21 protein-coding genes and 2 pseudogenes are annotated in these 25,802 nt (G+C 72.8%); 9 read left to right on the forward strand and 14 right to left on the reverse strand.

What is annotated here, in order from left to right:
- The first annotated feature begins 105 nt into the window (after positions 1–105).
- The gene (locus ACYVMZ_RS31650; protein WP_461085778.1) at positions 106–1,317 is read left to right on the forward strand and encodes an FUSC family protein; all 1,212 of its coding nucleotides are present in this window, start codon (positions 106–108) and stop codon (positions 1,315–1,317) included.
- A 455-nt stretch (positions 1,318–1,772) separates the two neighbouring features.
- Positions 1,773–2,801: an SDR family oxidoreductase gene (locus ACYVMZ_RS31655; RefSeq protein ID WP_461085780.1), complete on the forward strand. Its 1,029-nt coding sequence runs from the start codon at positions 1,773–1,775 to the stop codon at positions 2,799–2,801.
- A gap of 187 nt (positions 2,802–2,988) precedes the next feature.
- On the opposite strand, the gene ACYVMZ_RS31660 is transcribed toward ACYVMZ_RS31655, so the two are convergent.
- The 3 genes from ACYVMZ_RS31660 to ACYVMZ_RS31670 all read right to left on the reverse strand — a co-directional run bounded on the left by ACYVMZ_RS31660 (position 2,989) and on the right by ACYVMZ_RS31670 (position 7,658).
- Positions 2,989–3,300 (reverse strand): hypothetical protein, encoded by a 312-nt coding sequence (locus tag ACYVMZ_RS31660; protein ID WP_461085782.1) that lies wholly within the window; start codon positions 3,298–3,300, stop codon positions 2,989–2,991.
- 183 nt (positions 3,301–3,483) lie between these two features.
- On the reverse strand, positions 3,484–4,446 hold the full coding sequence (locus tag ACYVMZ_RS31665; RefSeq protein ID WP_461085785.1) for a phosphotransferase family protein: 963 nt from the start codon (positions 4,444–4,446) through the stop codon (positions 3,484–3,486).
- A gap of 23 nt (positions 4,447–4,469) precedes the next feature.
- Positions 4,470–7,658: a cytochrome P450 gene (locus ACYVMZ_RS31670; RefSeq protein ID WP_461085787.1), complete on the reverse strand. Its 3,189-nt coding sequence runs from the start codon at positions 7,656–7,658 to the stop codon at positions 4,470–4,472.
- Between the two features lie 151 nt (positions 7,659–7,809).
- Here ACYVMZ_RS31670 and ACYVMZ_RS31675 point away from each other — a divergent pair, with 151 nt between their 5' ends.
- Positions 7,810–8,460 carry a helix-turn-helix transcriptional regulator gene (locus tag ACYVMZ_RS31675; protein ID WP_461085789.1) on the forward strand — a complete coding sequence of 217 codons (651 nt, stop codon included), beginning with the start codon at positions 7,810–7,812 and terminating at the stop codon, positions 8,458–8,460.
- On the opposite strand, the pseudogene ACYVMZ_RS31680 reads toward ACYVMZ_RS31675, so the two are convergent.
- A pseudogene (locus ACYVMZ_RS31680) lies at positions 8,394–9,264 on the reverse strand (DUF3626 domain-containing protein). The gene ACYVMZ_RS31675 and the pseudogene ACYVMZ_RS31680 sit on opposite strands and share 67 nt — an antisense overlap.
- Before the next feature lie 137 nt (positions 9,265–9,401).
- Between ACYVMZ_RS31680 and ACYVMZ_RS31685 the strand changes: the two are divergent.
- A complete protein-coding gene (locus ACYVMZ_RS31685; protein WP_461085791.1) occupies positions 9,402–9,896 on the forward strand; it encodes an FBP domain-containing protein in 495 nt (164 codons plus the stop codon).
- A 12-nt stretch (positions 9,897–9,908) separates the two neighbouring features.
- On the opposite strand, the pseudogene ACYVMZ_RS31690 reads toward ACYVMZ_RS31685, so the two are convergent.
- A pseudogene (locus ACYVMZ_RS31690) lies at positions 9,909–11,267 on the reverse strand (erythromycin esterase family protein).
- Positions 11,268–11,550: 283 nt separating this feature from the next.
- On the opposite strand from ACYVMZ_RS31690, the gene ACYVMZ_RS31695 reads away from it, so the two are divergent.
- The 3 genes from ACYVMZ_RS31695 (at position 11,551) to ACYVMZ_RS31705 (ending at position 15,230) form a co-directional block, all read left to right on the forward strand.
- Entirely contained in the window at positions 11,551–12,804 is a 1,254-nt protein-coding gene (locus ACYVMZ_RS31695) for an FUSC family protein (protein WP_461085793.1), read from the forward strand.
- A gap of 46 nt (positions 12,805–12,850) precedes the next feature.
- Complete coding sequence (locus ACYVMZ_RS31700; RefSeq protein ID WP_461085795.1) at positions 12,851–13,909, forward strand: hypothetical protein; 1,059 nt, start codon at positions 12,851–12,853, stop codon at positions 13,907–13,909.
- Positions 13,910–14,024: 115 nt separating this feature from the next.
- Positions 14,025–15,230: a lactonase family protein gene (locus ACYVMZ_RS31705; protein ID WP_461085797.1), complete on the forward strand. Its 1,206-nt coding sequence runs from the start codon at positions 14,025–14,027 to the stop codon at positions 15,228–15,230.
- Here ACYVMZ_RS31705 and ACYVMZ_RS31710 read toward each other — a convergent pair.
- Together ACYVMZ_RS31710 and ACYVMZ_RS31715 are read right to left on the reverse strand one after the other, a co-directional pair.
- Positions 15,198–15,926: a DUF2470 domain-containing protein gene (locus ACYVMZ_RS31710; RefSeq protein WP_461085799.1), complete on the reverse strand. Its 729-nt coding sequence runs from the start codon at positions 15,924–15,926 to the stop codon at positions 15,198–15,200. The genes ACYVMZ_RS31705 and ACYVMZ_RS31710 overlap by 33 nt on opposite strands.
- Positions 15,927–16,011: 85 nt before the next feature.
- Positions 16,012–16,620, reverse strand: a complete 609-nt coding sequence (locus ACYVMZ_RS31715; protein ID WP_461085801.1) for a TetR/AcrR family transcriptional regulator — start codon at positions 16,618–16,620, stop codon at positions 16,012–16,014.
- Positions 16,621–16,728: 108 nt separating this feature from the next.
- Here ACYVMZ_RS31715 and ACYVMZ_RS31720 point away from each other — a divergent pair, with 108 nt between their 5' ends.
- On the forward strand, positions 16,729–18,225 hold the full coding sequence (locus ACYVMZ_RS31720) for a cytochrome P450 (protein ID WP_461085803.1): 1,497 nt from the start codon (positions 16,729–16,731) through the stop codon (positions 18,223–18,225).
- Here the strand turns inward: ACYVMZ_RS31720 and ACYVMZ_RS31725 are convergent.
- Positions 18,187–19,017 (reverse strand): pentapeptide repeat-containing protein, encoded by an 831-nt coding sequence (locus ACYVMZ_RS31725; protein WP_461085805.1) that lies wholly within the window; start codon positions 19,015–19,017, stop codon positions 18,187–18,189. The two genes, ACYVMZ_RS31720 and ACYVMZ_RS31725, sit on opposite strands and share 39 nt — an antisense overlap.
- A 140-nt stretch (positions 19,018–19,157) precedes the next feature.
- Between ACYVMZ_RS31725 and ACYVMZ_RS31730 the strand changes: the two genes are divergently transcribed.
- A complete protein-coding gene (locus ACYVMZ_RS31730; protein WP_461085807.1) occupies positions 19,158–19,358 on the forward strand; it encodes a DUF5999 family protein in 201 nt (66 codons plus the stop codon).
- 88 nt (positions 19,359–19,446) lie between these two features.
- Here ACYVMZ_RS31730 and ACYVMZ_RS31735 read toward each other — a convergent pair whose 3' ends face one another.
- The 6 genes from ACYVMZ_RS31735 to rhaS form a co-directional block, all read right to left on the reverse strand.
- Positions 19,447–20,190: a PIG-L deacetylase family protein gene (locus ACYVMZ_RS31735; RefSeq protein ID WP_461085809.1), complete on the reverse strand. Its 744-nt coding sequence runs from the start codon at positions 20,188–20,190 to the stop codon at positions 19,447–19,449.
- A gap of 178 nt (positions 20,191–20,368) precedes the next feature.
- Positions 20,369–21,670 carry an alpha/beta fold hydrolase gene (locus tag ACYVMZ_RS31740; RefSeq protein WP_461085811.1) on the reverse strand — a complete coding sequence of 434 codons (1,302 nt, stop codon included), beginning with the start codon at positions 21,668–21,670 and terminating at the stop codon, positions 20,369–20,371.
- A 99-nt stretch (positions 21,671–21,769) separates the two neighbouring features.
- A complete protein-coding gene (locus tag ACYVMZ_RS31745; RefSeq protein ID WP_461085813.1) occupies positions 21,770–22,801 on the reverse strand; it encodes a LacI family DNA-binding transcriptional regulator in 1,032 nt (343 codons plus the stop codon).
- A 91-nt stretch (positions 22,802–22,892) separates the two neighbouring features.
- Positions 22,893–24,317, reverse strand: a complete 1,425-nt coding sequence (locus ACYVMZ_RS31750; RefSeq protein ID WP_461085815.1) for a BNR repeat-containing protein — start codon at positions 24,315–24,317, stop codon at positions 22,893–22,895.
- A 39-nt stretch (positions 24,318–24,356) separates the two neighbouring features.
- The gene (locus ACYVMZ_RS31755) at positions 24,357–24,677 is read right to left on the reverse strand and encodes an L-rhamnose mutarotase (protein WP_461085817.1); all 321 of its coding nucleotides are present in this window, start codon (positions 24,675–24,677) and stop codon (positions 24,357–24,359) included.
- Between the two features lie 17 nt (positions 24,678–24,694).
- Positions 24,695–25,777 carry a rhamnose ABC transporter substrate-binding protein gene (gene rhaS / locus ACYVMZ_RS31760; RefSeq protein WP_461085819.1) on the reverse strand — a complete coding sequence of 361 codons (1,083 nt, stop codon included), beginning with the start codon at positions 25,775–25,777 and terminating at the stop codon, positions 24,695–24,697.
- Positions 25,778–25,802 lie beyond the last annotated feature (25 nt).

Below are 25,802 nucleotides of genomic sequence, written 5' to 3' on the forward strand. Positions count from 1 at the left end.
CGGTGGGCAGGTCGGTCACAGCCTGGCGTGACGCCGGGGGCCTCAGGCCTGCGACCCCGGTCACACCCGGAGTGACACCCCCGTACGCGCGGATACCCGCAGCGGATGACCGGTGTGACGGATGGGATGCGACGCGAGACGAATGGTGCCGGACCGGCGGCGTGGGTGTCCCGGGCGGTGGACGTCGTGCGGCGAGAGGCACGGGCCGTCGGGCGGGCCGGGCGGGCCGCCTGGCGGGGGCCGGGGCGGGAGCGCGACCTGGTCGTGCAGTCGCTGAAGGCCGCCGCGGCGGCACTGCTGGCCTGGCTGGTGGCGGGCGTCTGGCTCGGCGACCCGCTGGCGCTGATGGCGCCCTGGGTGGCACTGGTGCTGGTGCAGGCCACCGTCTACAGCTCGCTGGTGCAGGGGGCACGGCAGTTCGCGGCGATCTGCGCCGGGACCCTGCTGGCATCGGCGGCGCAGGCCCTCACCGGCGACACGACGGGCGCGCTCGCCCTGTCCGTACCGGTGCTGATGCTCCTCGCGAACTGGCCCCGCTTCGGCGACCAGGGCATCTACGCGGCCACCACGGCCCTGTTCACCCTCGCCTCGGGCACGGTCAGCGCGTCCGCGGTCGGGCACCGGGTGGGGCTGGCGGCGCTCGGCGCGGTCATCGGCGTCGCCGTCAACGCGCTCGTCCTGCCGCCGATCCATCTGCGGGACGTACGGGAGAACCTGGCCGCGCTCCCCCGGGACGCCGGCGACGTGCTGCACACCGTCGCCGCCGACCTGCGGGAGAACGAGTGGGACGCACACAACGCGGCCGGCTGGCTCAGCGCGTCGGCACGGCTGGAACGCCGCCTGGACGCGCTGCGCGCGGCCCGCCGCTGGAGCCAGGAGAGTCTGCGGCTGACCTCGCGCCCGCTGCGGTGGTTCCACCGTGCTCCGCAGGCGGCCCTGCCGCCGACGGAGGAGGACGAGCGCTTCAGTCGCGTCACCGGGCATGTCACGGCACTGGTGCGGACGCTGGCGGTGGCGGCCGACGAGAGCCGGACACCCGCCCCGCCCGAGGGCCGGGCCCTGCGCGCGTACGCACGTCTGCTGGAACTGATCGGGGACGCCTGTCACGCGGAGGCCCGCCGCCTGCTGGACGGCGACGCGGGCGCTGCCGCGGAGGGCAGGGCCGAGGCGTCGAGGCGGGAGCTGCACCACCACCTCGAGGAGGAGCTGCGCGAGCACGCCGGACAGGGCGCCGCGCGGACGGCGGTCCTGGGCACCCTGCTGCTCCAGGCCGAGAACCTGTGGGCGGAGACCGTTCCGGACGCGCGGGGGAAGTGACGCACCTGGCGTGATGACCCGTGGTGACGCACATCACCCCAAAGGGGGGCAGAGCACGGAACACCCAGAGGTGGTTGGCCGTTGAACAAGCCGTGGGTACGGATGGGACAGTGTCCCCGGGCCTCACCTTTTGCCCACAGGGACGATCGTTCGGCTGAAGCCCTGTGGAGCCTTTCGCCGAGAGGCGACCGCCATCCGTACCCACCTCTGAGCCGCCCCGACCGTGATTCCCCCGTCCGGTCGGGGCTTTTCGGCGCCGCCGCTCCCCCGGGCAGGCCGTTCTCTCTCCCAGCCGCCGACCGTGGAGGGGCTCAGCCCTTCCCGCGGCCCGCGCCGCACGGGCAGTCTCGGCCACATACGTATGGAGGCCGCGTCACGGCCGCCCTCCGGGTGGAACGCGCGCAGGCCGGGTACTCGGTCACCTCTTCGAGCCGGCGCGCCGAGAGGAGCGGAAGGTGAGCAGCGGAACGGGCATGAGGATCGTCGTCACGGGCGCCACCGGAAACGTGGGCACCAGCGTCGTGCGTCTCCTCTCCGAGGACCCGGAGGTCGGCTCCGTGCTGGGCCTGGCCCGGCGGATCCCCGAGTGGTCGCCGGACAAGACGGACTGGTCGGCGGTCGATCTGGCCTCCGAACACTCCGGCCTGGTCAAGGAGTTCGCGGGCGCCGATGCCGTGGTCCATCTGGCCTGGGCGTTCCAGCCGACGCACGACCCGGCGACGACCTGGCGCACGAACGTGCTCGGCAGCATGCGGGTCTTCGAGGCGGTGGCCGCGGCCGGGGTGCCGGCGCTGGTGCACGCCTCGTCGGTCGGCGCGTACTCGCCGGGTCCCAAGGATCACGCCGTGGACGAGTCGTGGCCGACGCACGGCTGGCCGGACGCCGCGTACTGCCGGGAGAAGGCCTATCTGGAGCGTGCTCTGGACACGTTCGAGCGCGACCACCCCGAGACCCGGGTGGTGCGGATGCGGCCCGCGTTCCTGTTCAAGCGGGAGTCCGCGAGCGAGCAGCGCCGCATCTTCGGCGGCCGCTTCCTGCCGGGCCCGCTGGCGCGCCCCGAACTGCTGCCCTTCCTCCCGGACATCCCGGGGCTGCGGGTGCAGGCGCTGCACACCGACGACGCGGCCAACGCGTACCGGCTGGCGGTGCACACCGACGTCCGCGGCGCCTTCAACCTGGCGGCCGAGCCGCCGGTGGACGCGGAGCTGCTCGGCGAGATGCTGGGCGCCCGCCCGATACGGCTGCCCCGCACCGCGGCCCGCTCGGCGATCGCCGCAGCGTGGGGCCTGCACCTGCTGCCGGCCCCCCCGCACCTCTTCGACGCCGTACTGAGGCTCCCCTTGATGGACTGCACGCGCGCGCGTGCGGAGCTCGGCTGGCGGCCGACACGCACGGCGACGGAGGTGCTGGAGGAGTTCCTGCAGGGCCTGCAGCAGGGCGCGGGGGCTCGGACGGAGCCGTTGCGGGGGCGCAAGGTGGGCTGACGGCCGGGCGGTTCACCGGCTACTGGCCGTGCTCGCCGTCTTCGGACTGAGCGGCGGGGCGGCAGCGTCGGAGAACCGTCCCCGGGCCTTCACTTGATGGGCCAGCCGTACGAAGTCGAGCCTCCGCTCGGCCGTTCCCCGGCGCCTGCCGCGCCGGGGAACGGACTGAGCAGACCGGTGGGCCGCCTCAGGCGGGCGACTCGTCGGGTGTGGGGTGCTCGGGGTTGACCGTGGCCGGGCGCGCGGCACCCTGGCGGCCGGTGCCCGCCTCGTCCGTGTCGGGAACGTCGGTCGCGGGCTCACCTGATTCGTCGACGCCTGATTCGTCGGCGCCGGACTCGTCGGCCCCGGAGGCCTCGGCGTCCTCGCCGGTGTCACCGGCCGCGCGGGACGGGGCGACCTCCCACGGGTCCTCTCCCGCGCCGGCCTGCTGGTCCGGCAGGTCCCGCGGAGTGGGGGGGCCGGTCTCCCCCGGCCCTTCGGAGCGGTGGTCGGTCACGGCGTGCTCCCTTCCGGTCGTTCGGGTGTCACGCGTTCGGGCGTCACGCGAGTACCTCCGCCGTGATCAGCGAAACCTCGGTGGCGCCCCTCCTCCGGCGCGGTGCGCCCGGCGGGGACAGGGCCTGGCCGACGGAACCGTCCGGCCGCCGGTGGGATCTGCCCGGGCCGGGCGCCCGTGAGCTCACCGCAGTTCCTCGATCTCCTCCAGGGCCGAGACGAGTTCCGGGGCGACCGCGTCCTGCACCCACCGCTCCTGCCCCTCGTCGACCGCCCGTGGGACCGTCTCGGTGAGCATGATCAGGTAGAGGTAGGCGCGGTACAGGGCGAGACGCAGGCGGGCCGGGGTGTCGAAACGGGCCCGGCCGCCGGCCTCCCGGTAGCCCGCGAGGAACGCCTCGTCCTGCTTGATGTCGCCCAGCAGCGCCAGGGAGACGAAGTCGGCGAGGTGGTCGCCCCAGAACATGCGCTCGCCGTCGATGAGGCCGCCGATGCGGGCGTCCCCCGCCGAGCGGTCGATGAGGATGTTGCCCGGCCACAGGTCGAAGTGGACGAGGCGCGGGACGGTGACCTCGTCGAGGGCGTCGTAGGCGGCCCGGGCGGTGCGGGCCACCGTGTCGACGGGGCGCGGCAGCCGGGGCCGGTAGCGCCGGGCGTCGTCGAGGACCGCCTCGAACATCGTGGTGAACGCGGTCCGCCAGTCGGGCGCGAGCGGGCCGAGGGCACCGGAGGGGTAGCCGAAGCCGGGCCCCGTCAGGTCGTGCAGACGGGCGACCTGACGGCCCAGCTCCCTGCGCAGAGCGGCCCGTTCGGTGTCGGTGAGCGTGTCGTCCCAGGGGTCGCCGGGGCACGCGGTCATCAGCAGAAACGGCGTGCCGACGGCCCGTACGCGCGGCGCCGGTACGCCTGCCCTGGCCGCCGCACCGTAGAACTCCGCCTCGGAGACGAGGAGTCGCCGCTCGTGCCGAAGGCCCGGAGCGGTGGGCGCGGGCGGGATCTTCAGCACGTAGCGGTTGCCGTCGGTGAGGCGGAGCTCCTCGACGGTGTTGTACGTGCCGCCGGTCAGCGGGCGGAGGTGGGCGAGGCGGTCGGGCGGCAGGCCCGCCTCCGCCAGGACGTGCCGGGCCCGTTCCCAGGAGTCCACCACCGTGCGCCCGCCCCTTCTCCTCGTCAGCCGGCCGCGTACACGTCCTCGACGTAACGCCCCTCGGCGATCAGCCCGTCCAGCCACTGCTCGGCGGCCGCCTGGCCGGCGCCCGGCACCTGCTTCCGGTACAGGGTACGGAACGCGTCGCGCACGCCCGGTGCCATTCGGGCACCGTCACCGCAGACGTACACGCGGGCTCCGGCGTTCAGCAGGGCCCAGACCTCGTCGGCCTCCACGGCGATGCGGTGCTGCACGAACCGCACCTCGCCGTCGGGGGCCGCGCTGAAGGCGGGGCGGAGCGAGACGGCTCCGGCGGCTTCGGCGGCGCGCAGTTCCGCGGCGTGCAGGAAGTCGGCGTCGGGGGCGTCGCAGCCGAAGTAGCAGACGGCCGGGGCGATTTCGACGCCCGCGGCGAGGGCTGCCGTGCGGTCGGCGATCGCGCCGCGGAACGGGGCGAGGCCCGTGCCGGCGGCGACCATGACGACCGGTGCGCAGGCGTCGACGGCGTCGATCCGGAAGGCCTCCCGGCAGGGCTGGACCCGGGCGTACACCGTGTCGCCGGGCTCGACGGCGGCGAGGTGACCGGAACCGGTGCCCCGGTAGAGGCCCTTGCCGGAGTGGGCGGGGGCTTCCAGCAGCGAGACCATCAGGTCCGCGTGGCCGGGGTCGACGGCGGGCGAGGACGAGATGGAGTAGTGGCGGGGGCGCAGCGGGGTGAGCAGGTCGAGGAGCGCCGGCCAGGCGAGGGCGCCGCGCAGGGCGGGGTGGTCCTCGAGGATGTCCACGAGGGTGCGCGGGTCGTCGTCGGTGAGGGCTGCCAGGGACAGGCGTTCGGGCGGGCAGGGGTTGGCGGCGGCGAGCGCGGCCCGCTGGGCGGCGTTCGGGCGTTCCTGCAGTTCGACGTGGTGGGTGAGGAGGTGCCGTACCGTCACCGGCCGGTCCACGGCGAGGCCGTCGCGGCGGGGGCGGGTGGGCCGGATGTCCAGGACGGTGTCGAGGTCGGCGCCGAGCGCCGCGGCGGCGCGGGTGACGAGGGCCGGGGCGTTGGCGGGGAGGACGGTGAGGTGGTCGGCCGTGCGGTAGGTGACGCCCTCGGGCAGCGCGACGCGGACGAACCGCTTGCGACGCGGATACCCGGGCGCTGTCAGGTCGTATGCCTCGGTGACGGTCATCGGGACCAGCCCGTGGCGGTCGGCGAGGGCGTCCAGCGGGCCGCCGGTGAGTGTGCGGACCGCGTAGGCCGCCACGGGCTCGTCGCTGGGTGCGGTGGCCTCCGGGTCCCCGTACCGCTCCAGGAGGGCGGTGCGCAGGCGGGCGGTGAAGTCGCGGACGGCGCCGGTCAGGTCGCCGGAGGCGTCGGCCGCGGCGCGGTCGAGCAGCCGGGTGGCGCCGAGCTCGGCCAGCCGCTCGTCGATGCGGGTGGGAACGTGCTGGTAGGTGGCGGCCCAGTTGCGGTCGCCGACGCCCAGCACGGCGTACGTCACCGCGGAGACGTCCGGGGTGCCCTCCAGCCAGGCGGCGAAGGCGGCGGCGTCGTCGGTGGGGCGTCCGTTGTAGGAAGCGGCGGTGATGACGACGGGCCGGTCGATGGGCAGGCCGTCGGCGTACGCGTCGAGCGGCGCGACCTCGGTTTCGCAGCCGAGGGCGGCGGCCTCGTCGGCGAGCTGGGCGGCGAAGTCGCGGCAGGTGCCGTAGTTGCTGCCGTGCAGGAAGAGGGCGCCGGTGCCGGGGCGGACGCGGGCGGGCAGGGTGCCGGGAGCCGGGGTCGCTCCGGTCTCCTCGTCGCGTACTGCTCCGGGCAGCGCGGCGTGCGCGCGGTCGGCGGCCGTGCGCGGGGTGAGGGTCAGGGTGAAGCCATCGGGCTTGAGGGTGAGGGTCTCTTTCACGGTGAGCCGGTAGCCGGCGTGGTCGTGCAGCCGGTAGCGGTGGACGAGCATCGCCAGCAGCATGGTCGCCTCGTGCAGCGCGAACTGGCGCCCGATGCAGGCGCGTTCACCGGTTCCGAACGGCTTGAAGGCGTGCACCGGGCGGGCCGCCTCCGCCTCGGGTGTGAAGCGGGAGGGGTCGAACAGTTCGGGGTTGTCGCCCCACACGGGCTGCCGGTGCAGCATCGGGGCGAGCACGATGACGCCCTGCCCGGCACGCAGCGGGACGCGTCCGCCGAGCAGCGTGTCCTCGACCGCCTCCCGGGCGAAGGCGGCGGCCGTCGGCCACAGCCGCAGCGCCTCGTTGAGCACCTGCCTCGTGTACGTCAGCCTGCCGATGTCGTCGTACGTCGGCTCGGGCTCGGCCCGGTCGCCCCACAGCGCGTCCACCTCGCGCTGGACGAGCTGGAGCACGGCGGGGTGCTTGGCGAGGTAGTACAGGGCGAAGGACATCGCGCCGGAGGTGGTCTCGTGCCCGGCGATCAGGAACGTGATGACCTGGTTGCGGATGTTGGCGGTGTCGAGGGTGGTGCCGTCGGCCGGGTGCCGGGCGGTGAGCATGAGGCCGAGCAGGTCCTCGGCGCCGCGCTGGTCGGTTCCGGTGCGGGAGGCGATGACGTCGTCGACGACCTGGGCGAGGTAGGCGGCGTCCGTGCGGAAGGCCGCGTCGGCCGCCGAGTGGTCCTGGCCCGGGACGCGGGCGAGGCGGGTCATGCTCCACTCCAGGCAGCGGACCATCGCCTCGACGAACGGGTGGGGCTCGTCCCGTGTGAAGGACCCGAAGTCGTAGCCGAATCCGGCCAGGCCGATGGTGTCGAGGGTCATCCGCGTCATGTCGTCGGGGACGTTCACCGGCTGCCCGGCGCGGGCGGCGCGGTCCCAGGACTCGATGAGCCGGCGGGCCACCCGCAGCATCACCGGGTGGTAGGTGCGCATCGAGCCGAGGGCGAAGGCGGGCATGAGGATGTCGTGCGCCTTGGCCCAGTTGGGCTCGTCGTTGTACGCGGTGAACAGCCCGTCGGCGGCGAACTCCCGGACGTTCTCCAGAGCGGGTCCGATGTGCTTGGCGAACCGCTGCTCGTCGGCGAGTTCGGTGACGAGGTCCAGGTCGGCGACGAACAGCGTGTCCCGCCCGTGCAGCCGCCGCACGAGCACCGGGCCGTGCTCCCGCATCAGGCCCATGACCTGCTGGATCGGGGTACGGCCGGGTCCGGTCGCGGAGATGTCGGCGACGGGGACGCCGGGGAGGGTGTCTGCGGTGCTGGGGTGCGGCACGGTGGGGGACATGACGCGGCAACTGCCTTTCGCGGTACGGACGTACTGCGATCCAGCGTGATCGACGGGGACCGGCGGGCCGCCCCACCGCACTACATGATTGTGTAGGACGAGCAGGCGCGTCACGCTTGCGCGGAGCAGCACGGCGTGGCAGGAGGTACCGGTGGACACGGGGCGGCGGGAGGCCGTCGTGTGGCGCAACCGCGCGCTGACGCTCTTCGACCGGGTGACGGTGCCGGTCGCCGTCTGTGATGTGTACGGGTCGGTCCTGCTCGCCAATCCGGCGATGGCGACGGAGTGCGGTACGACGCCGGGGCGGCTGCGCGGGCGGGACGTGCTGGAGCTGTTCCGGCCGCGGGAGGCGACGCAGGTGGAGCGGATCGCCGAGGCGCTGCGGCTGCGGCACCGGTCGCGGTACCAGGTGTCGGTGCGCTGGCGGGCGCCCGGTGGCGCGGAGCGGTACGGGGAACTGACGGCGGACCCGGTGAGCGACACCGTCGAGGAGACGCCCGCGCTGCTGGTGATGCTGCGGGTGGACGGCGAACCCGAACCCCGCGCCGAGACGTCCGCCGCCCCGGCCCGGGTCACTCCGATGGAGGCCCGCATCCTGGCCCTGCTGGCCGGGGGCGCCACGACGGCCCGGGCCGCCCGCGAGACCGGCCTGACCACGGACGGCGTGACCTACCATCTGCGGCGGCTGTCCGCCCGCTGGGGCGCGGCCAACCGCACCGAACTGGTTGCCCGCGCCTACGCGCTGGGGGTGCTCACCCCCGGGGTCTGGCCCCCGGCGCCCGCGGTCCCGGTCGCGCAGTAGGCGGTGCCCGCCCCCTTCGGGGCTCCGAAACGGGCGATCGTGTGCCACACCATCTTCAGGTCCTGCAGCTCGTACCGTCCGGTGCGGGCCGCGTCGCCCATGACCCGGGGGTCGATACGGCCGTCCCGGACGATCCGGGCGCCCAGCTCGGCGTACTCCGGGCCCCGGTAGTCCGCGTGGCGGCGCAGTTCGGCCACGGTCAGCCGGTAGCCGGGGTGCCACGCGACGGGGCACGGCAGCCGCCGGGCCGCCGCCTCCACGGGGGTGCCGCGGTAGCACGCGTCCAGCATGAGCGCCTCCACGTCGCGGGCCAGGTCGACGCCTCCAGTGCACCTGTGCCTCGATGTAGTCGTTGAGGGGGTCCCGCTCGTCCGCCTCGGCCAGCGCGATGAGGGACATGCCGGCCGCGACCCCGAAGTCGGTCGGCTCGGCCGCGCTGTCGGGGTAGCAGAACGTGGCGCGGGAGAGCACCGCACTGGTCAGCCGGAAGTGCGAGGAGCCGAACCGCGGTGCCGCGCCGACCACTTGACGGCGGAAGTTCAGCGCGCCGTACACGGGCCGCTCTGGCGGGGCGGCGTCGCCGTACGCCCCGCCGAAGATCCGGCTCTCCCAGCGCCGGCGGTCGCCGCCCGGGTGCGCGGTGAGACCGCCGTTGCTGGTACCGGTGACGAACTGCGAGTGGTACCCGCCGTCCTGAGCCAGCGCGGTGAGGACCGGCAGCCCGCGCACCAGCCGGTCCGGATGGAAGTTCAGCGTGATGCGCGGCCCCGGCCCGAGCGCCGGTCCCGCCGAGCGCGCCGCCACATGGCGCAGCGCCGCCCACGCCCGCGGTGAAGCGATCTCACGAAAATCCACTGGCTCCCCTTCGCCGAGGCTGTCTACCCTGACCACGAAACCTAGACCCCCTAGGTTTCGCTCGTACGACGCCCAGGAGACCCCCCATGAGATCCCTCACCGAGCAGGACATCCGCAACTCGTTCATCAACTGCTCGAAGGGAGAGGCCAAGCGCCTGGCCATACCCCGCGACCTCGCCGAACGGCCCTGGGACGACCTGGACTTCCTGGGCTGGCGGGATCCGGGAGCACCCGACCGCAGTTATCTCGTCACCGAACGCGAGGGACGGCTCGTCGGTCTGGCGCTGCGCTTCCAGCCGGCACAGCGCGGTTTCCTGCACCGCAGCATGTGCTCGCTGTGTCTGACGACCCATCCGCGGGGCGGTGTGTCGCTGATGACCGCGCGCAAGGCGGGCCCGGCGGGCCGGGAGGGCAACTCGGTCGGCGCGTACATGTGCACCGATCTCGCGTGTTCCCTGTACATCCGCGGCAAGAAGGTGCCGGAGACCGGCGCCCGCTTCGAGGAGAGCCTGACCCTGGAGGAACAGATCGCCCGCACCACGGGCAACCTGTCCGCCTTCCTCGACAAGGTGTGCGCCTGAGCCGGATGCCGGTCACCGGTCGCGCAGCTGGGCGGCCTCCACACGGTGCAGATGTATGAGGACGTCATAGCTGCGGGCGAGCGCGATGTCGTGCTCCGCCTCCGGGTAGACCGTGCCGATGCTGCGGGTCGGCCGGGCCTCCCTCAGCCAGGCGCGGGCCGGTGACGGCGCGGTCCGCAGGTCGACGACGTAGTCCCGGTGCCCCACGCGGTCGAGCGTCCTTTCGTTGCTGCCGGGCCCCGCCGGCCCCAGGGTGAACCGCTGGGTGTTCTCGTCGGGCCCGGTGGCGTTGAACGAGCCCCGGTAGAAGGTGAAGCCGACGCTGACGTACCCCTTGCCGAGCCGGTCGCGCAGGAACGCGCCCTGCATCTTCGGATAGTGGGCGGGATCGTCCGGCACGTAGGCGATGTGTCCGTTGTGCGCCGACAGCAGGGCCTTGGTGCCCGTGTGCTCCACCCACCAGGCCACGTTGTCCGCCATGACCGAGTCGCGGTAGCGCATGGCGGCCCTGACCTGTTCCTCGTCCTCGAAGTCGAAGGCGTATCCGCGAGCGGTCTAGTCGATGGCGGTGGCGTGCTGGACCGCCCAGTCGTACGCCTCCCGCTCGGTGCCCGGCGGCTGCTGCCGCAGCAGTTTCAGGGCCTCGCCGGTGCGGGCCGCCATCGCCTCGCGTTCGGCGTACGGCTTGTTCAGGTACTGCTCGATGTACGCTCCCGTCGGCACCGTGGGCCGCAGTCCCCGGTACAGCTCGGTGAAACGGGCGAGGAGGCCGGGGTGGGCGCGGGCCACATAGCCCGTGACCTTGTCGTACAGCTCGGGACCAGCCCAGGCGAAGTCGTCGCCCATGAACTGGACCGGATCCTGCGGGTGTTGCCGGTTGTAGGCGCGCATCCACTCCAGGAGCCGCAGGTAGTCGGTGTTGTTCCACCACAGGTAGTCGCGCTGGAACTCCTCGCGCATGATGCGCCGCGGGTCTCCCCTGCCGTGCAGCACGTAGTCGTTGAGGCGCAGGCCGGTGCTCCAGGGGGCCTCCAGGGCGAAGGTGCGGAAGCCCTTCTCCTCGACGAGGTGGCGGAAGACGCGGTCCTTGAGGGCGAAGAAGTCGTGCGTGCTGTGGGTGGCCTCGCCCAGGCCGACGACCCGGGCGTCGCCGATCATCCGGTCGAGCGGGCGCAGGTCGCGGCTGTCGCCGCCCGGTTCGACGGTGCGCAGCCGGTGCGCGGCCCGGTCGAGGGCGTCGACGACCGTCGAGGCGTGGACGGAGGCCGGGGCAGGGGGGAGGGCGGGTGCGGCGACGGCCGGGGTGCCGGCCGTCACGGCGCCGAGAGCGGCGAACAGGGTCAGAAGGATTCCGGTCCGATGGCGTGTCATGATCCAAGGCTTCCGCTCCGCCTCGCCGGACACCATGCGGCTGACCGCCGACCTGAGGTGCGGAAAACCACGGGGTGCGCACGGGGGTTTTCCGCAGCCGTGTCCCCGGGCCGGTCACCGCCGTCGCTCCCCCCTCCCCCAACCGATTACCGCCGTCACTCCCCCACCCCCCAGCCGATTGCCGCCGTCACTCCCCCACCCACTGCCGCCGTCGTTCCTCCGGCCGAATACCGTCTTTCAAGAAAACGTTCGATGTGCTTGGGGAAGGGGAACAGCCCAGAGGATGCGAGAGGTACGTGAGTGGACAGTGCCCGCCGTACGGTTCGTCAAGCGGCGCCGGGATCCGTTGGTCGTCCAGACGCTGCGTTCGGCCACCGCGGCGACGATCGCCTATGTCATCGCGCTGCGTCTGAGCCCCGAGGTGGCACCGCTCACCGCGCCCCTGACCGCGCTGCTGGTCGTCCAGGTCACCCTTTATGCCACCCTCACCAACGGCATCCGCCGGGTGAACGCGGTGGTCGCGGGGGTCCTCGTCGCCATCGCCTTCAGCCTGCTGGTGGGGCTGACCTGGTGGAGCCTCGGGCTGCTGATCCTGGCCGCGCTGGCCGTGGGGCACCTGGTACGCGTCAACGAGTACGTCCCCGAGGTGGCGATCAGCGCGATGCTGGTCCTCGGGGTCACCACCCACGGGGACACGGCCTGGGCCCGGGTCGTGGAGACGCTGATCGGCGCGGTCGTGGGGCTCGGCTGCAATCTGCTGCTGGCTCCGCCGGTGTGGGTGGAGGAGGCGGGCGAGTCGATCGACGGGCTGGCGCGCCGCCTGCGGCAGCTGATGCTGCGGATGGGCGAGGAGGCCGCGGGCCGCACGCCCGTGCACCGCGCGGCGGAGCGGCTGCACGAGGCGCGACGCCTCGACCACGACATCGTCGAGGTGGACGCGGCCCTCCGACAGGCCGAGGACAGTCTGCGGCTCAATCCGCGCGTGCGGGAGGGCCTGCTGCACCGGGTGGTGTTGCGCACCGGCCTGGACACCCTGGAGATCTGCACGGTCGTCCTGCGGGTGCTCGCGCGCACCCTCACCGACCTCGCGAAGGAGCGGGAGCCGGACCCGCTGTTCGAGCCGGAGACGGGTGCCACGCTCGAACAGCTGCTGTCCGAGATCGCCAACGCCATCGTCAGCTTCGCGGTCCTGGTCACCACCAGCGTCAGCCTGAACGCCGAGTCGGCCGAGGAACGGCTCAGCACGGAGCTGCGGCAGGCCTCGGCCACCCGCGACAAACTGGCCCAGCTGCTGCTGGACGAGGTGCAGCGCGACGCCCGCCAGTGGCAGCTGCACGGCGCGGTACTGACCGAGGTCAACCGCATCCTCGACGAACTCGACACCGAGCACCGCTCGCACCGCCTCCTGGAGGAGCTGGACCGTCACTCGCGCGAGCAGCTCGAACGCCAGCCGAGGCTCACCCGGCTGCGGCAGCGCCTGGGCGTTCAGGAGCAGCTGTGGCGGAACCGTACCGGGATGGACGGGCGTTCTCGGTGAGGGAGCGCCGCGACGGGGCCGGCGCCGGACGTGAGGAAGCGGGCCGATGACCGACACCACCGTGCGGATCGACGGGAACACACTGCGGCTGCCGGGCGGAGTGGCGGTGCGGTTCATCCGCACGCTGCGGCTGCCCGAGAGCGGCACGCATCCGCTGCCGCCGGGGCTCGGCGAGTTCCCGATCCGGCGGGTCGCGGATCATCCGGACACGGTGCCCGAGGCGTGGCGGGCCCGCGGTGGCGTGATGCTGCCGGTGTACCTGCGCGAAGCGATGTGGCTGAGCTTCTCGGGCACGACGCAGCCCGCCGCCCTGCAGGTCGGCGTGGGCAAGGTGTGCGCCGTGTCGGGCCGGCCGTGGAGCGACCGGCTGTCTCGGAACCCGCAGAACTACGTCGTGCTGCCCCGCCAGCCCTGGCTGGACGGCATCAACTCGGGCAAGGGCACGGTCCGCCAGTTCGTGGCGGTGCCGCTGGGCCTGGGGGCGACCGTCGAGGGCCAGGTCACGGGCGAGGAGGTGTGGGGCGGGGTACAGCTGCAGTGCTTCCCGCTGAACGACCGGCAACTGGCGGCATGGCGCGAGGCGGAGCGGCGGCGCGCGGAGCGGGCACGGGTGCTTCCCGCGCCCGGTGCCTACGGTGCCGCGCTGCCGATGGCGGCGCCGCCCGCGCCGGGCGCGGCCCCGGCACCCGCGGCGGGCGCTCCGGTGGGCCGGCCCCGGGCCACCGGGGCGATGGGACTCGGCGTCGGCGGCTCCATGCGCCAGGAGGTGTACCAGGACGACCGGCCGCTGTCCGACTGGTCCGAGGAGCCGGCGGGCCGGGTGTTCGTGCACCTGGTGACGCCCCCGGAGTGGCGTCGTATCACCGGGGAGGCGCCGCCGCCGTCGCCGGTGGACCGCGCCGCGTACACCCGGGCGGGCCTGCCCTGGTTCGACTACTACGACCAGGACGCGGAGGATCTCGCCCCGGCGGACACGCTCCAGGCGGTCAAGCCGGTCGGCGACTGGCTCGGGGACGACCACGAGCCCTGGCAGGAGCCCGCGCCGCACCAGGTGCAGCAGCTCAAGGACGCGCCGGGGGCGCCGGTCGAGGACGGGGACTGGTAAGGCCGGACGGGCGCGTTGCACTCGGCAACGCGCACTGGCTTTCTTGCACCCGGTGGGTGATCCAGGTCAGGGTGGCTGTTCACGACGGTGACGACCGACGACCTGAGGTGCGGGTATGGGCAGGAGTGGCTGGAGCAGGCGGCGATTCGTCGGCGCCCTGACGGGTACGGCCGCCGCGGCGGCACTCCCGGGATGCGACAACGCGTCGGCGCCGTCGGCTCAGGCCACTGCGTCGACCTCGGCGTCCCCCGAAGCGAGCGCCGCCGCCCCACGCGAGTCCCGGGCACCCTCCGGCCCGCGCCCCCTCTACCTCGGGAGCTACACCTCCGTCGAGGGCGGCGGCCGGGGCATCGGCCTGGCCACGTACGACGCCACGACGGGCCGGATCACCGGCACCGGCACGCTCACCGGCGTCGGTGACCCGTCGTATCTCGCGGTGCATCCGAACGGCAGGACGCTGTACGCGGTCAACGAACGGGACGACGGTGCGGTGACCGCCGTCCGTCTGTCCGACCGCAGGGTCCTGGGCCGCCAGGGCACCGGCGGCGGGGGTCCGTGCCATCTGTCGGTGCATCCGGGCGGGCGCTGGCTGCTGAGCGCCAACTACACCTCCGGCAGCGTGGCCGTGCACCCGATCGACGCCTCGGGGGCGCTCGGCGAGCGCACCGACCTGGTCACGCACTCCCGTCCCGGGCCCGGGCCGGGCCAGGACGGCCCGCACGCCCACCAGATCATCACCAGTCCCGACAAGGGACATGTCCTCGCCGTCGACCTGGGCACGGACACCGTCTACACCTACCGGCTCGACGAGCGGTCCGGCGCGCTCACCGAGGTCGCGCAGGCCCACACGCGGCCCGGTGCCGGTCCGCGCCATCTCACCTTCCACCCCGGCGGCCGGTACGCCTACCTCGCCAACGAGACCGACAACACGGTCGCCGTGTGCGCCTACGACCCGGACTCCGGCCGTCTGACCGTCGGCGCGGCGCAGTCGACGGGCACGGGGTCCGGCACCAGCTACCCGGCGCAGATCCTGGTGACCGCGAACGGCTCGTACGCCTACCTCGCCAACCGCGGCCACAACAGCCTCACCCGCTACGCGATCGAGGCGGACGGAGCCCGTCTCAGGCTGCTGGACACCGTGCCGGTGGGCGGCGACTTCCCCCGGCAGATCGCGTTCTCACCGGACGGGACGCTGCTGTTCGCGGCGAACCAGAAGTCCGGCACGGTGAGCGTGTTCCACGTGGACGACGACAGCGGTCGACTGCGGCGGGCGGGCGAGCCCTTCGCCTCACCGGTCGCCGTCTGTGCGCTGCCGCTGTAGGGCCCGGGGGCAGGAGGCGGCACTGGCCTGGCCGAGCAGGACGTGCATCCGTTCGGTGAGCTGCGCGACGGTGTCGGCGGGCGCGTGGAACGGCAGGCGTACGTCGCCGTGGGCGCGGACGCGCTCGATGCGCAGGGTCAGTCCGTGCCGGTCCACGGCGAGCGGCTGGATGCGGACCGCGCCGTGCAGACTGTCGGGCTCGACGAGCCGGGTGAGCCGTTCGACCGCGTCGGCGTGGCAGTCGGCGAGGTGGGTCAGCAGCCGGGCCTCGGCCGTGGCCAGCGGGTCGGGTACGGCGGCGGCGAAGTCGTCGAGGTCGACGACCACGGCACCGGACGGCTGCCGCAGCACCACACGCGTGGCCTGGAAGGCGAGTCTGCCGTCCTCGGCGGTGAACGAGCCCGCGAGCCACAGCCGGGCACGGATCCGGTTGCGTACCGGGACGGGCGCGACGTCGGCGAACTCCAGCACGGCGGACGGCTCGCCGCGGGGCGCGCAGATCGCGGCCGCGAGCAGCGCGCTGTCCTCGGGCACGTCCAGCAGCACCCGGCCGTCCTCGGTCACGGTGTGCGCGCCGACGAGCTCCTCGCGCGTGCCCTCCGCGGTCACCGCGCAGGACCACGCGACGGCGAGCACCGAGCGGGCCCGTTCCGCCGCGGCGGGCGCTGCCGTCCAGCTGTGGCTGTCGTCACCCATCCCAAACCTCCTTAGGTAAGCCTCACCTAACCTATCGAAGATCCGGGTGCACGCCAACCAGCCCGGGTGATCTTTGCCAGACCTTTCAGGGCGTGAGGACGCCCAGCAGGGCGCGTGCGCACAGATCGCGCACCTGCTCACGGGTCAGCTCCGAGCCGCGCAGCCACTCCAGGCAGACGGCCGTGGTGAACGCCAGCCAGCCGCGCACGGCGAGCCGTACGTCGGGCCGCTCCTCGAAGACCGGCCCGAACTCGGGGTCGGCGGCGAGGGCCGCCAGGATCTGCCGTTCCTGCGCGGCCAGGGCGCGCTGGTAGACCCGGCGCACCGCCTGGTCCCCCGCCGCGTCGGCGCGATGGAAGGCGCGGTAGCCGTGCGCGTGGGCCTGGACGTACTCCAGATACGTGTCGAGCCCCGCGGTGAGCTGCGCGCGCACGGGAACCCCGGGCACGGCAGCCGTCATCCGCAGCATCCGCTCGCTCTCGCGCTCGACGACCGCCGCGAAGAAGTCCCGCTTGGTCGGGAAGTAGTGGTAGAGCAGCCCGCGCGAGACACCGGCGATCTCGGCCACCTGCTCGATCCACACGTCGTCGTACGGACTCTCCGAGAACAGCCGCGCCCCGACCGACAGCAGCTGCTCGCGGCGCTCGGCGGTGCTGAGGCGGCGGCGGGTGCGCTCGCCCTGGTTCGCGGCCATGCCCGCACTTTACTTGACGCCGGTTCAACAACGGGACGAGACTTGAACCACGTTATTGAACTCACGTACAACACGCTCAACTGCCGCTGGATCAAGGGAGATCGCGTCATGGCGGAGACGACGACGAGGACCGGGCTGCCCAAGGGGTTCCGCGGTGCCGAGCAGGGCTGGCCCGAGCTGCGCCGCATACCGCATCCGCCGCACCGGCTCCCCCTCCTCGGCGATGTGCTGGGGGCCGACCGGCGCGCTCCCCTGCAGGCCTCCCTGCGCTACGCCCGGCAGCTGGGGCCGATCTTCCGCCGCAGGGCCTTCGGCAAGGAGTTCGTGTTCGTGTGGGGCGCCGATCTCGTGGCCGACCTGGCGGACGAGTCCCGCTTCGCCAAGCACGTGGGGCTCGGGATCGCCAACCTGCGTCCGGTCGCCGGGGACGGGCTGTTCACGGCGTACAACCACGAGCCCAACTGGCAGTTGGCCCATGACGTGCTGGCGCCCGGCTTCAGCCGGGAGGCCATGGCGGGCTACCACCCGATGATGCTGGCGGTGACCGGGCGGCTCATGGACCACTGGGACCGCGCGCTGGCGGCGGGCCGGGCGGTGGACGTGCCCGGCGACATGACGAAGCTGACGCTGGAGACGATCGCACGCACCGGGTTCGGGCACGACTTCGGGTCCTTCGAACGTGCCCGTCCGCACCCGTTCGTGACCGCGATGGTGGGCACGCTCACCTACGCCCAGCGGCGCAACACCGTGCCCTCGCCGCTGGCTCCGCTGCTGCTGCGCGCCGCGAACCGCCGCAACACGGCCGACATCACACATCTCAACCGCACGGTCGACGACCTGGTGCGGGCCCGCCGCGCCGCCGGCGGCGGGAACGGGGACCTGCTCGACCGGATGCTCCACACGGCCCATCCCGAGACCGGGGAGCGGCTGTCCCCCGAGAACGTCCGCCGGCAGGTCATCACCTTCCTGGTCGCCGGCCACGAGACGACCTCGGGCGCGCTCTCCTTCGCGTTGTACTACCTCTCCCGGCACCCGGAGGTCGCCGCCCGCGCCCGCGCCGAGGTGGACCGCGTGTGGGCAGACGTGGCGGAACCGGCCTACGAGCAGGTGGCCAGGCTGCGTTACGTCCGCCGGGTGCTGGAAGAGTCGCTGCGGCTGTGGCCGACGGCGCCCGCCTTCGCCCGGGAGGCGCGCGAGGACACGGTGCTGGCCGGGGAGCATCCGATGCGGCGGGGCGCGTGGGCGCTGGTGCTGACGCCGATGCTGCACCGGGATCCCGAGGTGTGGGGCGCGGACGCGGAGCGGTTCGACCCGGACCGCTTCGACGCCAGGGCCGTACGGTCCCGTCCGCCGCACACCTTCAAACCGTTCGGGACGGGCGCGCGGGCGTGCATCGGGCGGCAGTTCGCGCTGCACGAGGCCACGCTGGTGCTCGGCCTGCTGCTGCGCCGCTACGAGCTGCGGCCCGACCCGGGCTACCGGCTGCGGGTGGCCGAGCGGCTGACGCTGCTGCCGGAGGGGCTGCGGCTGCGCCTCGAACGCCGCACCCCGGCACGGGAGCCGGCCTCAGACCTGCGCTGTCCAGTGCGCGGGGCGGGTGAGTGACCCCGGCAGCCTGGTGCCCGCGCTTCCCCGGGCCGCGTTGAGCTGGGGCTGGGCCAGGAAGAACGCCCCGGTCAGGTCGGCGTCCGTGAGGTCGGCGTCGCGCAGGTCGGCGCCGATCAGGTCCGCGTCCCGCAGATCGGCGCCGGTGAGGTCGGCGGCGATGAGGTAGGCGCCGCGCAGGCTGACGCCCCGTAGGTCCGTGCCCTTGAGGCGGGCACCGATCAGGTCCGCACCCCGGCGGTCCTTCCTGCGGCCCCGCACCCCGGCCCGCGCGAGCTCGCTGGACTCCAGCAGCAGGACGTTGACCTCCTGCCGGTGCGCCGCCACGTCCAGGACGGCCAGTTCCCCGGGACTGCGACGGGTGAGCCGCTCGGTCCGCTCCAGAGCCCGGCGCAACTCGGCGTGGACCGGACGGGCCGCGCGCAGGGTCAGCGCCTCGGTCAGGTACCACAGCAGCTCGTGCAGCTGTCGCACGACCGGGAACACGTCGAACATGCGGCGGGCGTGCTCCCGGGAGCCCGTACGCCAGTCCCGGCCGCCGAAGGTGATCTGCGAGACCTTCTGCCCGGCGCCGAAGCAGTCGTAGACCGTGCAGCCGGTGAACCCTTCCAGCCTCAACTCGGCGTGAACGCCGCACCGGTGGTCGCTCCGCAGGTTCGGGCAGGGCGTCCCGGCGTCCTTGTCGCGCGCGAAGTCGGCCGAGGCCGCGAACGGCAGGGCGACGCAGCACAGTCCGAAGCACCGCGCGCAGTCGCCCCGCAGGTCAGCCTGGTCGGCCGGTTGATCTCGCATGCCGTTCAGCATACGAAACGAAAACTCACCGAGGCGTTTCCGGACCTGTGGGGGTCCCCTCATACAACGGAAAACAAGCTCGGCTATCAATGAGGCAGCAGACGCACAGGCAGGAGCCATACGGATCGAGGAGAGACGTCATGTGCACCCACCGGCCCCCGTGTCCCGCCGCCGACAGCCCCGAACACCACACGGCCGTGATCGTCTCGGCCCACCCCGAGCAGGGCTGGAGCCTGCTGTGCAACGGCACGATCGTCTTCGACGACACCGGTGAACTCCTGCCGGACGGGCGGGTCGTGGACCCGCACCGCGCCCTCGGCCCGCTCGCGGTGGCCGCCTGACCCACCCTGCGAGGCCGGGCAGCTCCAGCGCCCCGTCCTGCGGGGTGGGGGGCCCGCGAAGATCAGGGAGCGCCCGGCCGGCCTCCCGTCATCTGCCGAACAGCTCGAACGCCACCGCCGGCCGGCCCCCGAAGCGCTCTCCCATGGCCTGGGCGTGCTCGGTCAGGAAGCCGCGGACGTACGCCTCCGGGTCCTCGCTGGTCAACGCCTCGATATAGGTGCGGTGTTCGAGCAGCGAGCGCACCGCGCGCTCCAGGCCCGGGGTCGCGTCCACGGCGTGCGTGGGTGTGCTGGAACCGGCGACGGCGACCCAGCGCACCCCGTTCCAGGGCTCGAGGCCCTGCTCGGCGAGGTCCGGGAAGATCCACCGGTTGCCGGCGTCGGCCGCCGCGTCGAGCGTGGCACGGCCGACGGCCACATGGTCCGGGGTGTTCCAGGCGACCCCGCCCCAGGTGTCCCGGTGGTTGAGGGTGATCACCAGTTCGGGCCGGTGGCGGCGGATCGCGGCGGCGATGTCGCGGCGCAGGGCCGTGCCGTACTCGATGACGCCGTCCCGGTGGTCGAGGAACTCCACCACCGACACGCCGACCACGGCCGCGCCGGCCCGCTGCTCACGCTCCCGCAGCGGGCCGCACCGCGCGGGCTCCAGCGTGTCGATGCCCGCCTCGCCGCGGGTCGCGAGCACGTAGGCGACCTCGCGGCCTTCGTCGGTCCAGGCCGCGATCGCCGCCGAGCAGCCGTACTCGAGGTCGTCGGGGTGGGCCACGACCGCCAGGGCGCGCTGCCAGTCGGTGGGCATGGGCTGGAGTCGAGTGATCGTCGGCTCGGTCATGTCCGCAGATTAGGGCCTGTCCGGGGATCAGGCCGGAGGAAGGCGAACACCGGCCGGTCCCCACCGGGGCCGCGGCGCGGCAGGGGAGGCCCGGCGAATGCCGGCTCGCAGCATGGGTCGACATGGGTCGAACACCCCGACCCCGGTGGCCTCAAGGCCGAAGGCAGCGGCGTCGGCCTCAGGCCTCGTCTCGCGACAAGGCCAGCAACCGGTCGAGAACGCGGGGTCCGCCGACCCGTACGCCATCGTGTTCGAACTCGTCGGTGACCCAGGTGCGCAGGCCGCGGATCGCCCGCGCGGTCCGCAGGGCATGTGCCGTGTCGACGTACATGTCGTCGTGGTAGACGGCCGCCGCGACCGGCACCTCGTTGGCGGCGAGGCGGGTGGCGTCGTACAGCGGCGTCCAGTCGGTACGGGCGGCGAGCAGCTCGGCGGTCTCGCGCAGGGGGCGCAGGGCCGGGTCGCAGTCGAACATCCAGGGGTGGACCGACTCCCCGGTGAACAGCAGCGGGTCGTCGCCCGCGAGGGCCTTCGCGGCGTCGAACCGCGGGAACTCGGCGCGGACGCGCTCGGCGGACCAGGCGGTGGGCCGGGCGTCCTGGCCGTAGCACGCCTCGTGGACGAGGGCGTACAGCGGGTGGCTCGCGTACGACAGCAGGCCCTGGACCTGCTCCTGGAACGCGTCGGACAGGGCGAAGCCCTGCGGGGTGCGGACGAAGGCGTCCTCCAGGAGGTAGTGCAGGCGGTGGCTGCCCTCCCCGCTGCCGAGGAGGGCGCCGAGGGACTGGAAGGCCTCGACGGTGAGCCGGTAGCCGTTCGGCAGGACCACGTCGTGGGTCAGAAGGTGGTCGGCGATGCGGCGGGCGCGGTCGACGTCCTGCGGGTAGCGGCGGTAGTGGGCGGCGACCCTGCGCTCGATGCGCGGGTAGGCGGCCCGGTAGACGTCGTCGGCGTGGGCGTCGAGGGACGGCAGGCCGCCGGTGATCACGGCGGTGTCCAGGCCCTCGGGGGCGGTGGACAGGTACGTCACCGTGCAGAAGCCGCCGAAGCTCTGGCCGAGGACGGTCCAGGGGGCGCCGCCGGTGACCTCGGGGCGGATGGCCTCGCAGTCGCGGACGATGGAGTCGGCGCGGAAGTGGGCGAGGTAGTCGGCCTGTGCGGCGGGGCCGCCGCGCAGCGGGAGGGTCTGGCGGTTGGCGGGGGTGGAGTGGCCGGTGCCGCGCTGGTCGAGGAGGAGGACGCGGTACTCCTTCAGGGCGCGGCCGAGCCAGGCCTGCTTGCCGACGAAGCGGTTGGCTCCGAAGCCGGGGCCGCCCTGGAGGTAGACCAGCCACGGCAGGTCCCGGTCCGCCTTGTCGCTGGCGACGACCTCACGGGCGTAGAGCTCGATCGTCTCCCCCGAGGGGGCGTCGTGGTCGAGGGGCACGGTGAAGCGGCGGTCGGTGAGGACGACACCGGGCTGGCGGTAGCTGAAGGTCAACGGGTCTCCCGGGACGGACGGTTTTCGGGCCGTCCCAGTTCAGCACACGATCGTCCGCCGGCCGACTCCCAGGATCATGAGAACGTACTGAACGGTGGATCAGCGGGCGGACAGACTGGAGCGGCGCACCACCAGTTCGGGCTGGAGCACGACCCGTCTGTGCTGGTGCTTCTTCGCCGCGCCCTCCGCATCCGCCTCCGTCTCCTCCAGGAGCAGTTCGGCCGCCATGGCGCCCATGGTGACGGCGGGCTGCCGGACCGAGGTGAGCGGGACGGCCGCGGCGGCGGCGAACTCGATGTCGTCGTAGCCGACGATCGCCAGGTCGTCGGGGACGTCGACACCGGCCGCGTACATGGCCTGCAGGACACCGAGGGCGAGCAGGTCGTTGGCGCAGAACACGGCCGTGGGGCGGTCGGCCAGGCCGAGCAGGCGGGCACCGGCGTCCCGGCCGGCGGCGACGTCGAGCCGCTCGGTGGGCAGCTCGCGCAGCGCGTCGGGACCGAGGCCGGCCTCGGCGAGCGCGTTGAGGGCGCCCGTACGGCGGTCCCGGACCTGGTTGAGGCCGGGCGGGCCGGAGACGTAGGCGATGGAGCGGTGCCCGGCGTCGACGAGGTGACGCACGGCCAGGGCGCCGCCCGCCACGTCGTCGACGGAGACCGAACACTCGGTGGTGCCCTCGGCCACCCGGTCGACGAGGACGAAGGGGATGCCGTGGCGGCGGAAGGAGGCGATGTTGCGGCCGCTCGCGTCCGACGGGGTCAGCAGCACCCCGCGCACCCGCTGCTCGGCGAAGAGCGACAGGTACTCGGCCTCCTCGCTGGGGTCCTGGGCGCTGTTGCAGACCATCACGCCGAGCCCGGCCTGCCGCGCGGCGCGCTCGGCGCCGCGCGCCACGTCGACGAAGAAGGGGTTGCCCATGTCGAGGACGAGCAGCCCCATGATCCGGCTGCGGCCCGCGCGCAGCTGGCGCGCGGACTCGCTGCGGACGTAGCCGAGCCGGTCTATGGCGGACAGCACCCGCGCCCGGGTCTCGGCGGCGACCGTGTCCGGACGGTTGATCACGTTCGAGACCGTGCCGACGGAGACTCCGGCGACGCGGGCGACGTCCTTGATACCGACCGACTGGGCCATCGGGCAGGGACCTCCAAGGAGAACGTGGGGCGGCCGGAAGGCCTTCACAGTACCGTCATGCCGCCCCGGTACGGCTTCGGTGCGGCCGCGGTCAGGCGGGGAGCCGGAAGTCGACGACGCGCAGCGCCGAGGGGGTCGTACCGCTGGACTTCTCCTGGTACATGAAGGACAGCACCCCGTCCTGCGCGACGCGCGTCTCGTCGATCACCACCTCGCCGAAGGCGTTGAGGCCGCTGCCGTCGAACAGGAGCTTCCAGTCGGTGTGGCCCGAGGCCGCCGAGGCGCCGGCGATCCTGCCGAACGGGAAGATCGCGTACGCGTTGTCGTACTTGTCCAGGATCAGCTTGGTGCGCTGGCTGGAGTTCAGCGGAACCGGGATCTCGGTCTTCTGCCAGGCGCCGGAGCTGTTCTTGCGGACGTGGAAGGCGCGGCCGTTGCGGGTGCGGTCGGCGACGTAGTTCGTGGTGCACTGGCCGAAGCGGCCCGGTACGTAGCTGATGATCGCGTGCGGGCGGCCGGCGGAGTCGGTGAACTGGCTCTCCTGGTTCATCAGGGAGTGGTCCGGGTTGAGCGGGTCCACCACCAGGCCGGCGTCGTTGACGGAGACCCGGTCGGAGCCGCCGGTGGTGCCGACCACGGTGCCCGCGTTGTTGCGCCAGGTGCGGCCCCGGTCGTCGGAGTAGACGTAGCCGGTGTCGTGGTTGGTGATGCCGCCGCTGGAGCACATCACGGCGCCGTTCTGCTCGCGCCAGGTGAAGAAGGAGTGCAGGCGGCCGTTGCGGTCGTAGTCGATGCCGTGCAGGTACATGTTGCGGGCCGTGGAGGAGCCGTGCTCGCTGGTGTAGGTGCCGGTGGAGGACGTCCACTCCCCCAGCGCGGTCCACCTCGAACCGTCGTACTCGGCGAGGGCGTTGCGGCCGTTGCCCGAGACCCCGACGCGGTAGCTGAGCTGGAGCCTGCCCTCGGGGGTCGAGACGAACTGCGGGTAGGTGAACTGCGAGGTGAGCGTGAGCCCGTCCAGTGTCGACTGCCGGGCGCCGAAGCGGCTCGTGGTCCAGCTCAGCCCGGCCGGGTTGTCCATGAGCCCGGCGACCGACTTGACGTAGGTGAAGCCGTCGCTGTGGGAGTCCATGTTGAGGTGGAGGCGGCCGTCGATCTTGGAGACACCCATGGAGATGACGTTGTGGGAGTCGTCGTAGCGCAGGGTGTGCCCGACCTTGACCGTCTGCCAGGTACTCGCGCCGAGGGCGCGGCGGCCGACGACGGCGTTGCGGTCGGCGGTGTACCAGACGGCGTACTGGTAGCCCTTGTAGGTGAGCAGGCCGTTCTTCTGGAACGAGTTGTTGTTGACCAGGCCGTCGTACGACACGAAGAAGATGGCCTGGCTGTCCAGCGTGGTGGTACCGGTGGGGGTGACCGACGGGCCGGGGTCGGCGGCGCGGGCGGTGCCGCTGCCGAGGGCGGGGCCGGCCACGGCACTGAGGACGGCTCCGGCCAGCAGGGTACGTCTTCTCATCTCGGGGGACTCCTTTGTCGGGCGGGACCAAGCACGGGATCAGTCGAGGTGGAACACTTCGGTGAGGGGCTTCATCGCCTCGTCGGGGCGGGCGCCGTCCAGCGACTCGAAGAACGGCGCCATCTCCTTCTGCCAGCGGGCGTTGATCTCGGCGGCTTCCATGCCGGCCTTGGCGGCCTCGAAGTCCTCGGTCTCCAGGTATCCGACGAGCAGGCCGTCGTCGCGCAGGAAGAGGGAGTAGTTGTGCCAGCCGGTGGCCGAGAGAGCTTCGAGCATCTCCGGCCACACGGCGGCGTGGCATTCGCGGTACTCGGCGATCTTGTCCTGACGGACCTTGAGCAGGAAACAGACGCGCTGCATGAAGTACCGCTGCCTTTCTAGAAGTTGAACTGGTCGATGTTCTTGGCGTCGAACACGGTGGGCTTGCCGAGGCTGATCACGCCGTCCTTGCCGATGGTGTACTCCCCCATCGCGCCGGCCTTGAAGGTCTCGCCCTCCTTGCCGGTGATCTGCCCGGAGGCCAGGGCGACGGCGGTGCGGGCGGCCAGCTCGCCCAGCTTGGCCGGGTCCCACAGCTCGAACGCCTCGACGGTGCCGTTCTTGACGTACTTGCGCATGTCGTTCGGGGTGCCGAGGCCGGTCAGCTTGACCTTGCCCTTGTACTTGGAGCCGGACAGGTACTGGGCGGCGGCCTTGATGCCGACGGTGGTCGGGGAGATGATCCCCTTCAGGTTCGGGTACTCCTGGAGCAGGCCCTGGGTCTGCTGGAAGGACTGCTGGGCGTCGTCGTTGCCGTACGCGACCTTCACCAGCTTCATGTTCTTGTACTCGGGCTTGCTCAGCTCGTCCTTCATGAACTCGATCCAGGTGTTCTGGTTCGTCGCGGTCTGCGCGGCGGACAGGATCGCGATCTCGCCCTTGTACCCGATCTGCTTGGCGAGCAGCTGCACCTCGGTGCGTCCCAGGTCCTCGGCGGACGCCTGCGAGACGAAGGCGTTGCGGCACTCGGGCTTGGTGTCGGAGTCGTACGTGACGACCTTGATGCCGTTCTTCATGGCCTGCTTGAGCGCGGTGCACAGGGCGCCGGGGTCCTGCGCGGAGACGGCCATGGCCTCGACCTGCTGCTGGGTGAGGGTGTTGACGTAGGAGACCTGGCCGGAGGTGTCGGTGGCGCTGGACGGGCCGACCTCCTTGTAGCTGGAGCCGAGCTCCTTCAGGGCCTTCTCGCCGCCCTTGTCCGCAGTGGTGAAGTACGGGTTGTTGACCTGCTTGGGCAGGAAGCCGACGGTCAGGCCCTTCTTCAGCTCGGCGTCGGGGTTGGCCTTGCCGGCCGCGGCGGCCGAGCCGCCCTCGTTCTGCACGTCCTTCTTGGTCGTACCGCCGCACGCGGTGGCGGCCAGGGCGAGGGAGGTGACGGCGGCGAGGGCCGCGCAGGTGCGGCGGAGGGATGACTTGCGCATGGCAGTGGTTCCTTTACGAAGGTGA

The organism is Streptomyces deserti (assembly GCF_054782695.1).